The sequence below is a fragment of the Lutibacter maritimus genome, from assembly GCF_900116115.1.
Taxonomy (GTDB): Bacteria; Bacteroidota; Bacteroidia; order Flavobacteriales; family Flavobacteriaceae; genus Lutibacter; species Lutibacter maritimus.
Map to the genome: position 1 here is coordinate 46,295 of NZ_FOZP01000007.1, position 14,350 is coordinate 60,644.

The 14,350-nt window shown below is 31.2% G+C and carries 9 protein-coding genes; 2 read left to right on the forward strand and 7 right to left on the reverse strand.

The features are described from left to right. Window positions 1-39: 39 nt before the first annotated feature. Window positions 40-3,603, reverse strand: coding sequence for an ABC transporter permease/M1 family aminopeptidase (locus tag BM335_RS11910; protein ID WP_090227928.1), 3,564 nt, complete (start codon window positions 3,601-3,603; stop codon window positions 40-42). Between the two features lie 3 nt (window positions 3,604-3,606). Next, window positions 3,607-4,494, reverse strand: a complete 888-nt coding sequence (locus BM335_RS11915; protein ID WP_090227930.1) for an ABC transporter ATP-binding protein — start codon at window positions 4,492-4,494, stop codon at window positions 3,607-3,609. A gap of 339 nt (window positions 4,495-4,833) precedes the next feature. Here BM335_RS11915 and BM335_RS11920 point away from each other — a divergent pair, with 339 nt between their 5' ends. Further along, the gene (locus BM335_RS11920; RefSeq protein ID WP_090227936.1) at window positions 4,834-5,958 is read left to right on the forward strand and encodes a sensor histidine kinase; all 1,125 of its coding nucleotides are present in this window, start codon (window positions 4,834-4,836) and stop codon (window positions 5,956-5,958) included. After that, a complete protein-coding gene (locus BM335_RS11925; protein WP_090227940.1) occupies window positions 5,951-6,652 on the forward strand; it encodes a LytR/AlgR family response regulator transcription factor in 702 nt (233 codons plus the stop codon). Before BM335_RS11920 ends, BM335_RS11925 begins: the two co-directional genes overlap by 8 nt. Window positions 6,653-7,359: 707 nt before the next feature. Here BM335_RS11925 and BM335_RS11930 read toward each other — a convergent pair. The 5 genes from BM335_RS11930 to BM335_RS11950 all read right to left on the reverse strand — a co-directional run bounded on the left by BM335_RS11930 (window position 7,360) and on the right by BM335_RS11950 (window position 13,883). Beyond that, window positions 7,360-7,881 (reverse strand): lipid-binding protein, encoded by a 522-nt coding sequence (locus BM335_RS11930; RefSeq protein ID WP_177219204.1) that lies wholly within the window; start codon window positions 7,879-7,881, stop codon window positions 7,360-7,362. 26 nt (window positions 7,882-7,907) lie between these two features. Then, the gene (locus BM335_RS11935; protein ID WP_090227946.1) at window positions 7,908-8,510 is read right to left on the reverse strand and encodes an immunoglobulin-like domain-containing protein; all 603 of its coding nucleotides are present in this window, start codon (window positions 8,508-8,510) and stop codon (window positions 7,908-7,910) included. Between the two features lie 25 nt (window positions 8,511-8,535). Next, window positions 8,536-9,963 carry a SusD/RagB family nutrient-binding outer membrane lipoprotein gene (locus BM335_RS11940; RefSeq protein ID WP_177219205.1) on the reverse strand — a complete coding sequence of 476 codons (1,428 nt, stop codon included), beginning with the start codon at window positions 9,961-9,963 and terminating at the stop codon, window positions 8,536-8,538. A 20-nt stretch (window positions 9,964-9,983) separates the two neighbouring features. Then, the gene (locus BM335_RS11945) at window positions 9,984-13,166 is read right to left on the reverse strand and encodes a SusC/RagA family TonB-linked outer membrane protein (RefSeq protein WP_177219206.1); all 3,183 of its coding nucleotides are present in this window, start codon (window positions 13,164-13,166) and stop codon (window positions 9,984-9,986) included. A 285-nt stretch (window positions 13,167-13,451) separates the two neighbouring features. Next, complete coding sequence (locus BM335_RS11950) at window positions 13,452-13,883, reverse strand: DDE-type integrase/transposase/recombinase (RefSeq protein ID WP_090227966.1); 432 nt, start codon at window positions 13,881-13,883, stop codon at window positions 13,452-13,454. Window positions 13,884-14,350 lie beyond the last annotated feature (467 nt).

A 14,350-nucleotide genomic window follows, 5' to 3' on the forward strand; every position in this document is an offset into this window, starting at 1 on the left:
CATATAAACGTTAAAATGAATTACATTAAATCCTATTATTTACAACCTCCTCAAATTATCAGTCAAATTATCATCTGACCTCGTTCCATATGGATCAATAGAAACATAAACAGGCTTCTCTTTTACTACAATTTTAATATTTGTAAGTTCTTGAGTAATCCGATGTGATTCGTAATTTAAAATTGAATTATCATCCTTAGTAACCTCCGATGGATGTTTTGAAAACACCCCTATTTTTATAGGCTCATTAATTAAAATTTCCTTTATTTCTCCACTATCCAAAGTTTCAAAACGCTTTGCTTTAATCGAAAAAGTAACTTCATAAGAACCGTTTTCTAATTTTCGATAAGAACTGTCAATAACACTTAAGTCATATGTAATTACTCTTTTAAACCAATCATCAATTAATGTATGCTGCTCAGCCGGAGTTGCATTGTAAATTTCTTGCAATAACTCTATAGAATTTGCTTCCAACTTATTTGTATCGCGATGTCTATCTGTGATTGTTTTTAATATTTGATTGACCTTTTTTTCACCAATTAAATCTCTTAAAGCCAGCAAAACGGTTAATGCTTTACCATACGAAATATAGCCTTGACCATCAACTTTATATACCGGAGGTTCCATCTCTGCAGCAAAAGATCTTCCTGAAAAATAGCGTCTTCTAGCATCATCACTTAATTCATATACGGCTCTTTTTCCATATATTTCTTCCATGATTACAGCTTCTGTATATTTTGCTAAACCTTCGACAAATAGCGATCCACCTGCAACTGGTTTAGCAGAAAGTGTATGTCCCCAATATTGATGTGCAACTTCATGAATGGTTCTTTTGGCTACAAGATTGAATGTTTCTACTCTACGCACATCGGCTAAATACAATCGGTCTTCTACCATACTAATGACTCCTGGATGTGCAAAGCCTGCAAAAGGCCAATAAGAGGGAACTTCTGCAATTCTTACATGGTCAAAATTATAAGGGCCAAAATTTTCTTGACAATAATCTAATGTTTGTTTTACACTGTTTTCAATGTTTTCAATATTAAAGTCGTGATCCGCATCGTAATATTGCGCTATTGAAATCCCTTTATAATCTATTTTCTTAGTGGTGTATTTTGCGGAAAAATAGCCGACTTCGGGTGTTATCTTTTCATTAGCTTTATAATGAAAGTAGTTTCTATTATTTTTCGACCATTCTTTTACTAAACGACCGGAACTAATGGCCGTTTGATCACTTGATGTCGAGATAATAGTTTCGAATCTTATTTTTTCATAATTAAATTCTTCAAGTACAATATGCGCATCCGAATTATCATTTTCAATGCGTTCTGGTAAATTTCTTTTTTTACGTTCAGATCTATTAGAAATCTCTAAGGATGCTGTGTAACCTAAAATAGGTTCAAAATTGGCAAATCGATTCAAATAAGTACCATTATTAACGATGGAATGGTCTTCTTCATACCCTTTTATTTCTTTCTTCAATGTATAGGTATATCTTACAGAATCGTTAGTCTGTAAGGGTTTGTTATACTGAAATAAATATGTTCCATAGAAAGTATCATGCGCAACTAACTTTGCATTTTCCACAGTGATATTCTCTAACGGAATTCTTTCGGTGATGAAAAGTTCTGATAAAGGTTGTCCACTTTTATTTTTCGCTATATAATCAGCGGAAATAGTAAACATTCTCTCTTTCGGATAGATATCAACTTTTGTCTTTTTTGAAGTCGGAATTAACCTTTCAATACTTTCATATTTCTTGAATTTCCTTTCATAGCCTTCGCTAAAATCTAATTGATTGCTCACAGTTTCATAATCTGAAACGATATTTATATTGTAATATATCAAACTTCCAAAACTAATAAAGAATACTATAAGTCCTGTTGTTGTTACTTTTTGAAGTTTTGTCCAACTATAAAAGAGTTGTTTTAGTTTTACTGAAAAACTTGTAACCACACCTCTATTCCAAATTTTAAAAGATAGCGCAGTTAGCAACAAACCTAAAACCAACCAATACATGGCTAAATGATTAAATAAACTGGAACCACCATAAAAACCATTCATATTTGAGTAAGACACTCTTGGCATAAATCCAATACTAGTTAAAGGGTGTTCCAAACCTAAAACACTAGATTTTAAACATAAGATTACAACCATTCCAAAGATTCCCATTCCAATATATTTAGTGCCTGCAAGACTATTAATGAATAAGGCAATCATAACATATATGGCTAATGGTAATCCATAGTGATAATATAAAGATGCATAGAGACCGAATTCAAAGTTTGAATAACCTAATGCAATCTGAAAGCCGATACACATTAAAATCCCAATAGTTATTAAAATAACTGGCAATAATAGTATGGCAAAAAATTTAGATAAAAAGAATACACTATTCTTTGTTTGTGTAGCATCAATAATTAAATTGAAGTTTAAACTACGCTCTTTCCAAACAATTTCTGAGCTATAAAAAATGATTAAGATTAAGCTAAATATGGTTAGAGGGTCTACTATTAAATCTATTAATTGATTTGTAAATGGATATACATTTACACCATATTCTTCACCACTTACTACAGTTGAAAATAATTCTGAAAACACAGTAAACAACCACATAATTAGTACTGCCAAAAAGGGCAAACTTTTAAATACACTTTTAAGCTCTATTTTTAATAAAGATAAAAGTGCCGCTAGTTGTGCCTTTAGACTCTGTGTCGCTTGCAAAGGTCTATAAGCTATTAATTTTGTATTTCCATTTTTCACTTTGGATTCTTTCTTCACTTTTTTTGTGATTTTTCTAAAAGTGAATGTTCTATACGTCCCAAATAAAATTGCGATAGAAATCAATATCCAAACGAGTCTATTCCATAAAAACAAACCTGAAAGCGATAGTAGCTGTATGTTTTTTTGAAATGGTGTCCAAAATTGAGTTTGTTCAAAAAATGCGGCAATTCCAAATGGATCGGCAATAGCGGCAATAGCCATACTTTCTGGAGATGCTGGTACAGCTTGCGCCATTAATGGGGAATTTAAAAAGAGGGAGCTTACAAAATATAGCATATAAACAAATACTGCGCTTACATAAGTTGCAGTACTATTTTTTGTTAATGTACTAACCGAAAATACAATGGCAGAACAGAAAAATATATTAGGCAAAACAATATATATCCAAGGTTGCAAATAGGTTAGTAATTGAAAACTACCTATTCGCTCCGGATCTAAATCCGAAAAATAATTTCCAAATATATAGCCTAAAATAAAAGGTGTAAATGCTAATACACTAAACACAAATGTTCCTAAAAAACGACTCCAAAAATAATGTGTTTTTTTTATTGAAGAGCTATAAACTAAACTCTCCATATTGTGCTGTTTATCTCTAAGTATAGCACTAATAGCGAAAAACATAATGATAAAAACACTTCCTAAAGAAAAAAGACTTGTGTGAAAATAGACTTGATAAACAGAAGTGAAATCAACTCCTGTAGGAGCAAATCCTTGTCTTCCAACAAACACACCTAATGCTAAAAACAAAATGGCAAATATTGGAAATGCACGTTGCTTTAATTGATAAAAAACTTCGAAATTAAACAATTGCTTAAACATGGCTTATAACTTTTTGGATTGGTTATTAAAAATTGTAGTGAAGTAAAAATCTTCCAAATTTGGTGTGATTAATCCGAAACCTTCTTCTGGTCTCGTATCAGAAAATACTCTAATCTGGGTGTCGCCAGCAACTAATTTTGTCGAAATAACATCAAATGCTATTTTATAGGCTTCGATGTCTTTTTTGGGGATAATTTTAGTCCAAATTTTGCCTTCAATACTGGCTACTAGTTCTATAGGATTTCCTTCCGAAATAATTTTCCCATTTGAAAGAATGGCCATTTTCGGGCATAAGTTTTTTACATCTTCTACAATGTGTGTAGATAAGATGACGATGACGTTCTGCCCTATCTCACTTAGCAGATTCAAAAAACGATTGCTTTCTTCTGGGTCTAAACCAGCAGTGGGTTCATCTACAATAATTATTTGTGGATTTCCCAATAATGCTTGTGCAATACCAAAACGCTGACGCATTCCGCCAGAAAAAGTATAAACAGATTTTTTTCGATGCTGATATAAATTAACTTGCTGTAATAATGCGATGACCTGTGCTTTACGATCATTTTTATTTAATATGCCTTTTAAAACAGCTAGATGATTCAGTAATTTTTCTGCAGAAATTTTAGGGTAGACACCAAATTCTTGTGGCAAGTAACCTATGTGTTTTCTTATGTCATCAGGTTTTTGAACGATATCTGAATCATTGAATAAAATACTCCCAGAAGTAGGTTCTTGCAAAGACGCAATGGTTCTCATTAAAGAAGATTTTCCAGCACCATTAGCACCTAACAAACCAAACATTCCGTTTGTTATTTCTAAATTTATTCCATTTAACGCCTTTACGCCATTAGAATACGTTTTTGTAAGATTATTGATTTGTAAGGTATTCATAAATATTCGTTTTTTAGATTGATGAGTTTAACAGTGCTATTTTTTGTTTGTAACGCCTTTTAGCATTCCAGGTAGCCCTAATGTTTGTGGTGAATCTGTTTGTGATTCGAATGTTGTTTAAAGTGCTCATAATTTTGTTCTTAATATTAATTTGAAACAAACATACAGCGAAGGAAAGGGGCTTTATAATTAAAATGATATATGGTGCTGTTATTAACTTATATGTGGTAAAAAGAAGCATCAATCGTGTTCGTCCTGAAAATGGCTGGTTTTGTGCTAAAAATTATAGTGCCTATCAATTTACTTGTATAACCAGCATATCATGCCTATTTTTGAAGTATGATTAAACTATTAAAGAAATTTAAAGCCTTTTTAATTGGGTTCATTATTATGATACCAGTATTTTATGTATTGGATTATTTTGGCTTTATACTTCTTCCTAAAGAAAAATCATTTGAAATTTTTATTTACGCCACCATTTGGGGTTTCATAATCGCTTTGCCATTTTATTATTTTAAAAAGAATAAGCAAACTGTAATTAGATTACTTGTTCTATTCTTAGTCCTTGTTACTGCATTGATTATCGATTCTTATATGAAATTGCCAGATAACCCCATTACATTTATACTTATAATGGGATTTTGGGTGGGAATCGCTTATGTATTATCTCCTACATTTATTAAAAAGTATTGGAAATTAATTGTGATTATTTATGGACCATTACTTCTATATTTTATTTATCTAAGATTGTTTTCTGGTGATTTACAAGCCTATTTAGAAATTAAAAAAGATTATCCTTTCTATATATTCTTTTTGCCAATTCCAATCTTGTTTCTCATTTGGGTATTTGAACAATGGAAATGGTTACAAAATTTGAAAGCTGAAAAATCAAATGCTGAATTATCATTGTTAAGAGCACAAATAAATCCACATTTTTTCTTCAATACTTTGAATAACTTGTATGCTTTAACCGTTAAAAACTCCAAACAGGCTCCAGAGGTAATTTTGAAATTATCCAATATGATGCGCTACACAATTTATGAAGGTGAAAAGGAAACAGTACAACTTGATGATGAAATAGCATATTTGAACAACTATATTGAATTACATAAAATTCGATATAAAAAATCTGTTGAAATTACGTTTGATTATTCCTCAGTTGATACCCACTTAACAATTGTACCTTTAATGTATATTATTCTTTTGGAAAATGCTTTCAAACATGGTGTTGAAACACTTACCGAAAAAGCCTTTATTCATATCAAACTATTTGATGACAATGATTTCATCTATTTTACAATTGAAAATAATTTTGACCCTAATGAAGTCAATGAAACAAATGGAATTGGATTGGAAAATTTAAAGAGGAGACTCACTTTATTGTATAAAAACCAACATGAATTAATTGTTAGTACATCAAACAACCGTTATAAAACAACCTTAAAGATTTCTAAACATGCTTAATTATATCATTATAGATGACGAACCACTAGCGCACGAAATTATAGAGGAATTCTGCAATTTGCTACCTCACTTACACTTGAAGAGAAACTGTTACAATGCCATGGAAGCAATGCAATTTTTAAATGAAAATAGTGTGGATTTTATGTTTTTAGATATCAACATGCCAAAATTAAAAGGTTTAGATTTTTTAAGGACACTAACGAATCCCCCTAAAACTATTATTACAACAGCGTATAAGGAACATGCTTTAGAAGGTTATGAATTAAATGTCGTCGATTATTTATTAAAACCCTTTAGCTTTGATCGTTTGGTAAAAGCAGTGAATAAGGTCTCAGAATATCAAGAAACTAAAACGATTATCAAAGAAGTTAGTAATGAAGATTCGGCTGTTCGGTTCTTTATTAAGGGAGATAAGAAACATCACCAAATTGATTTGGACGACCTCTTATATATAGAAGCATATGGAAACTATACCAAGTTATTTTTAAATGATGAAATGATTGTAAGTCACGAAAAAATCTCTCATTACGAATCAATTTTACCAGAAGAAAGATTTATAAGGGTTCATAAATCGTTTATTGTAGCGTTAGATAAAATAAAATTCATAGAAGGGAATCGTATTCTCATAAACGCGCATAAAATTCCAATTGGTCAAACCTATAAAATCCAAGTAAATAAACTTTTGAATTCATAGTCAATATTTGTGCTACTTTGATCTTCAGAGTTCTTTTTTTATCCTCAGAATGTTTTGGACTAGTAGCGGGAACTGGACTCAAACTAGTGACTTTCGGGTTATGAGTCCAAAACTTAAATAATCTAGATCAATGAAATTTTTACTTCACAAAAAATTAAAAAGAGGCAAATTATGTTAAAATTCTTAAAAAATGTTAAAGTTTAATATCTAGAGACTGATTCGGTGTCAGTAAATTTTTGTATACATTCTTAACCTTTATAAACACTGCTTTTTTCATTTTATGGATAGTCCCTTTTTCCACTTTAGGTTATTTTTGAATTTCCCTCATTACTATAATGCTATATTTTTAGCTAATTTAATTTTAAATTCCAATTTGCTTAAATTATTAAGTTTCATGTTTTAATTCAATATTTAGCATATTAAAAAGCCAAGGTTAATGAATCCTTGGCTTATAATTCAAACAATTTCATATAATGTATCAATCTTATAAATTAATTCAAACAATTATAGTATTGAAAACAAAGCTATATGATATTATACTTCAAATATTAGAAAAATGTTTTAAACTATGAATGCACTTGATTTAAAGTCATTAATAAATGATACAAACAACTTAATTTATAAATTAGAATTTAATTGCTCATTTATTATTAATACAAAAAAGAGGCGGCCTACATAGACCACCTCTTTTATAATAATTTTGAAAATCAATAATTTGGATTTTCATCCTCTAAAAAACCTGTTCTTTTATGTCCTTTAAATTTATAAATAGTACCTGGATCCCAATCAAATTCAGCTTCAAAATAAATTTCATCAACCACAGTATTACTTGAAGTAGTATATGAACCTTTTGTTACTTTGCCATTACTAACAGTTACAGTACCTTCAGTATAAAGTTCTGAAGAATTAACATCTCCAGAAAAAGTTAAATTAGAGGTATTAGTACTAACTCTTGTTTTGATTTGAAAAAAAATATTATTATCATCAATCCACATAGTACCATCATCGGCAGCAGTATTATAAGTTGTAAATTGCACATAATTCCCTCCATATGCTGGAGTTATACCATCACTTTCAAGAGCTATAACCCACCAGTCACCTGCAAATTCAACAACTGAAGTAGAACCTGCATCTAAATCACCATCGCCAACCTCATCACATGAAGTGAAAGTAGTGATTAACAGCAGAGTCATAAATAAATTTACTACATTACTTTTAATATTTTTCATTTTGTTTGTATTTTTAATTATCATATTTAGTCAAATTGGAAAGTATATAGAAAAGGAAGTGCAGGAATATAACATGTAAATGTTCCAGTAACTGGATCATAAGTTAAATCCACATATGCATTGCCATTTGCAAGGGGTTGAGGTATATATGATATTTCATCACCATCCATCTGAAAATACACAGGAAAAGTACCTGCATACCCAAAATCACTAGCTAAAAATATGCTAGTAGTTCCATCAACCAATGTTATACAACCCGTCCTTGATGGTCTTCCTACATCATGAAAGCACCCAGTAACGTCAGATCCAATAATAGTTGGATCGTGAACTAAAACAGTTTCAAAAGCAGAAGCTACAAATCCATCTGAGTTTGTTGCAGAATACGAAATAGTATAAAAACCTACTGTATTGGTATCAACGGTTCCTTCAATTACCACATCAACTTCAGTCTCACCTTCTTTAGCCGTTGCTCCAGGGGTAAAACTACCACCTAAAGGAACCACCGTAAAAGGTGAATAATCAAAAACAGCAAAATTTGTAATACTACTCACATCATCTGTTGTATCATCTTCACAAGCGATAAAAAATAGTACACTAACTAAAAGAATGTATATATATATATTTTTCATAATTCTATCTTATATTTTTTATTAATTATTTCCACCATACTGGAGTCGTTAGACTAATTACATCAGGTGTATTTGCATTTCTAACAACTTCAGTACTTGGCCACTCTAACCTTTGAGGAAAAGCACCATTAGTAGCACCATTAACAGAATAAGTCCATTGACCTGGCACATATGCACCACTTGTTTGTGGAACAGAGGATTCAACAGGATAACCTGTTCTATTATGTTCAAAGAATGATTCAAATCCATTTCCTGGAAATGAAGCTATCCATTTTTGAGTTATAATTGCTTCCAATTTCTCTTCAAATGTGCCTGCAGAAGGAAATTCATAAACTCCACCAGAACTAATGTATTGAGAACCATCTAAGCCCCATTTACTAAAGTTAGCTAGTACTGCAGCATCATATAAAACTTTTGTATTTGCACCAGAATTGTATCTTAAATTAGCTTCTGCTTGTAAAAATAAACTTTCCTCTGTACTAATAAAATAAACAGGTGTAGTTGCCGATAAATTAACAATTGAAATGCTTGTTGGCGCATCAAGACTTTGATAATCTCCTTGGTTTAAAGGGTTTCCTACACCATAATACTTATTTAGTCTGTCGTCACCATTCTCATTTAGATAAGAATACATTGTTGTACTAGCTCTAAGGTTAGAAGCAACATTTAATTGTCTCCTATCACTTTCATAAAGAGGATTGCTATTACTAGGTAAATCGGCAAAATTATGCATAGAAGCATCTTCCGATAAGAAATTAGATAAACTTCCAGCGCCTGAGGCTACGCTAGGTCTAGCATTAACTTGTCTAAGTAAAATTCTTAACTTTAAAGTATTTCCAAATTGAACCCACTTAGTCATATCTCCATTAAAAACAAAATCATCATCTGCAGGTGAACTTCCTTTGGATGCAGATAAATCTTTTGATAAAGCAGCGTCTAAATCCGCTATCATTAAATCATAGACTTCTTCACCAGTATTAAAAGCAGGCTGAAAATTTGTTAAATCATTTGCCTCAGTATATGGTATTTGATCATAAGTATCTGCTAAGATTTGAGAACTATAACATTCCAAAACAGAAGCAATTAAAAAATACTTCCAGTTCTCTTGAGTCAATGCATTTCTTTTGATATTTCTAATATCTCCCAGTGCATCATACATATTGTGCCAAGGACCCCGTGCAATTAATGTTGAAGAACCAATTTGGTAGGAATCAACAGTCCTATATTGGTTTGCGGATGGGCTTTGCGTGTAAAATTGTGACCATATACCACCAATTATGGCTAGTTCGGCACCCTGAGCTCCAGCAACACCTGCAATACATGCTGGTAACTCAGTAGCAAATGCAACACCTTCAGGAGAAAGTAAATCTGGGTCTCTGTTTATATCTAGTTGGTCATCACATGACATAAACAATATTAATAAACTTAATAGAGTAAAAATTATTTTTTTCATTTTTTTCATTTTTATATTATTTAAAATGATACTTTAAAGCTCATTCCATAAGATCTTTGTGCTGGATTTCCTGCAAATTCTCCAAATTCACTTGCTAAATCACTACCATAAGTCGATATTTCAGGATCAACATAAGGGTTCTCTTCTGGAGTCCATAGAGCCAAGTTTTTTCCATATAAAGTAACTGAAAACTTGGACAATTTCATTTTATCTGTAAATGATGCTGGGAATACATAAGATAGAGAAAGGTCTCTTAACCTTACAAAGGTTTTGTCAATTGTATGATATGCTTCATAAGCTGGATTGCTCCCTGCCCCAAAATAATTAGTAACACCAGCAAAATTTACTGGGGTTGTATTTTCTGAATATGTTCCATCTCCATTATCATTTACTGAGTTTGGAATAATAAATGGTCTTCGATTATTATATGTTGTAGAAATAGCATTACCCGTAAAGTTGAGCAATCTGTTTGTATAGGAATACATTTTACCACCTTTTTTATAATCAAGACCTATAGAGAGGGTAATATTTTTATATTTAAATGAGTTTTGTAAACCCATTACAAAATCTCTTTCAGATGTTCCTAGTTCTTGTTCTTCAGTCCCTAATACTGGTAGTCCAGTCCCTGAATTAACAACAATTTGTCCTGAAGAATTAGTTTCTGCACCTGCAAATCTAAAAACACCTAAAGGTCTTCCTATTTCAGCATAAAAATTTGTAGCATATGCACTATTAATTAATAGCTTGTCTAAACCTCTTAAATCGGTAATTTTATTCCTATTTTTTGTAAATGTATAAGTTACTTCCCAACTTAAATCATTTGTTCTTACAGGAAAACCGCTTAAAAGTAATTCAACTCCTTTATTAGAAACATCTGCGAAATTACCTGTTACTTGAGAATATCCAGTAGATCTTGGTAATAAACGATCAATTAATAAATCGTTTGTTTGCTTGTCATAATATGCTGCGTCTACAGATATTCTACTATTGAAAAACCTACCCTCTAAACCAACCTCATATTCTGTTGTTATTTCTGGTAACAGTGTATTATTACCTAATTGTCCAGATAATTCAAATGAATTTACACCATCAATAGGGAAAGATATATTCCCAAAATATGCAGCTCCATTAGCTTGTGTTAAAGTTGACTCTGTATTGTAAGGATTAGTATCATTAGCAACTTGCGCAAAACCTCCTCTTAATTTAAGGAAAGAATTATTATCTTCTAAAACAATACCACTTAATGAAACAGATGGATAAAAATAAGAGTTATTTGCAACAGGCAATGTTGAAGACCAGTCATTTCTACCCGTTAAACTTAAAAAATAGCGATTTTTATAAGATCCTGTTGCAGATGCAAATACCCCATAAGTTCGTCTCAAAGTATTATTTTGAGTTATTATTGGAGGAACTGCGCTATTAGATAGTTCGTAATAATTTGGAATATCTAGTATTGAAATAGTAGCTCCAAGAAAATCTGAAGATCTTTGATTAAACGTTGCTCCAACATTAGCAACGATGTTTAAATCATTATTAACATCAAAATTATAATTAATAACTCCAAATGTGTCATATTCAAGTCTTTCTACCTGTGATTCGGTTACTCCACCAACAATTGGAGTTGTACCTAAAAGTTGTTGGGCTGAGCCTTGAGAGTACTTAACTACAGCTCCATAACTTTTAGTTTTTTGATTGGTCATATCCATACTCATTTGCCATGAAGCTGAAAATTTTGATGACAATTGATAAGAAAGATTCACATTGCCAAATACACGATTACTTTTAATATTTGTTGAATTTTCATTTATAGTCCAATACGGATTTGATGCGTATGGAGTATAAAACCAATCATTTGAATTAAATACATTATTTTGATAATCCTTTAAATCAAGAATACTTATATCTCTTGGAACTTGAATTAATTCCTGTGAAAAAGTATTCCCTTGTCCTGCAGCATCACCCTGTCCAGTATTTACGGCATTTTGGTCTTTTTTAATAAAGTTAATTGCAGTACGAACTTTAAATTTATCATTACCTAAACCTCCATTAAAACTTAATGCTTTTCTTTTATAACCATCTGCATCTGTAGGTACAACTCCATCACTATCTGTGTTGGTAAACCCTAAAGCAAAATCAGAATTTGCACCACCACCACTTAACCTAACAGAATTTGTATAGGTATCTCCAATAGTATAAAAGTCTTTTACGTTATTCGGCAGCGCAGAATAAGGCTTTAACTGTTGTGAATTATTTACAATATGTCCCCACAACCTTATTTGTCCTGTAAATGCTGGCCCCCAAGATCCATTTTGGTTACTGGCTCCTGTTCCTCCTGTTGGCAATCCATCATAATTTATTCCATTCCATCCTTGCCCAAATTCATTTTGCATGTGAGGTATTCTTGAAACTTCAGCAAACTCTAATGAGCTATTAATATCAACAGCTATTTTGGAATTTGATTTTCCTTTCTTTGTTGTAATAACAATCACACCAGTAGAACCTCTTGACCCATAAAGAGCCGTAGCTGCAGCACCTTTTAACACATTTACAGAAGCAATATTATTTGGATCCAAATCATTTATTCCTGTTCCACCGTCAAAAGATCGATTAACAGAATTAGATCCATTGGCTGAATTATTAATTGGTGAACCATCAACAATATATAATGGAGAATTGGACCCTTTAATACTACTAAAACCTCTAATAATAACTTTTGTTGATGCTCCCGGTTGAGCAGGTGCTGTAATATCAACACCAGCTATTTTACCAGATAAAGACTCAAAAGGGTTGTTTGTTGTAACCTGAGTTAATTGCTCAGCAGAAACAATCGTTGCAGCATAGCCCGTCGATCTTTTTTGTCTAGTTTGACCAAATGCTGTAATTACAACTTCTTCCAATACATTGCTCTCTACTTTTAAAGTGACATCAATAATATTTGATGTACCAACTACTATTTCTTTAGTGTAATAACCAACATAACTATATTGGAGAATATCTCCAATTTTTGCTTTAATTGAGTATTTACCATCAAAATCTGTCAAAGAGCCAGTTTTTGAGCCTTTGATTATGACATTTACACCTGGCAAAGGTCCACTCTCTTCAGATACCACAGTACCTTCCACAGTTTTCTCTTGTCCATAAATACTAATACAAGTACCTAATACAAACATTAGAGAAAGTAAAATTTTGTAACTTCGATTCATGAATTTCATTTTAAATTAATATGGGTAAATATATCTAGGTAAAATGCTTTCTCTCAAAGTAGAGATGTGGAATGGTGATTTTTTGATGTGAATGATACTTTTAATAGTGTTAAAGAAGATAATTTCAACATAATTAACGATCGTACCAATCCCTATAATGGAATGAAAATTGAATTAAAGTAAAATAACGTCCTGAAATATGGCTAAAGTTAAAATTGATTTTTAAGCTGATAATTGATATACCATATTCGGTGTTTTAAAGTCTAAAAATAAGTGTAATCTTATTTAGCTGTATAATTTTATTGCATTTTTTGCAGCTCTTTTTGCGTGTGCTGTATTCATAAATGTTTGATCTAAATAAAATTCATCTTTTAAAATTCCATTAACTCTTTCAGCCAGCGCATTTTCATAACAATGGTTTTCTTCTGTCATACTAATGTTTATTTTCTTTCTTTTAAGAATCTGAGTGTATACATTACTACAGTATTGAATTCCTCTATCTGAATGATGAATAAGTCCTTTAATATTTCGACTACGCTCAGCACAGGTGTTTTCAGCTTGATATACGGCTTTACTTAGAGCCCTCACGCAACCTTTAAGTTCCAAGCTATCACTCAGGTCGTATCCTACAATTTTACGAGAATACATATCTGTTATAAGTGCTAGGTAGCAAAATCCATTTAAGGTTCTGATGCATGTTATGAATTTTGTGGTAATATTTTGTGGATTATTGAACTATTATGAATCATAAATTATCAAAGTAGCCCAATCTCCTACAGATGAAAAATCTAAACGAGTATTAGCAGTATACCTCATGTTCACTTTGATTTCTGCTTCGAATTTTCCTTTTTCTGTTGCTACATTACATCTTTCATTATGCTCTAAAATAACTTATCCAATTTCAAAATTTTCTTGAGCATTTATATGAATTGATAATAAACTAATACAAAAAAGAATCTTGCAAACTTTGTCCTATAAAATTAATTTTAAGCTAGTTGTATAAAGCTCGAAGGATAAAAGTAAATACATATAGTTCAAATAACATATGAAGTGAATTCTTTAAAAGAAGTGTATCATCCATAATATGATGTAAAAGCCTTTTATATAGCTTTGAATGTCTTATTTTTTGATATTATTTTTAAAGTAATAATTTTCAAGTTAATTCAAAATGTTATTTTTACAAA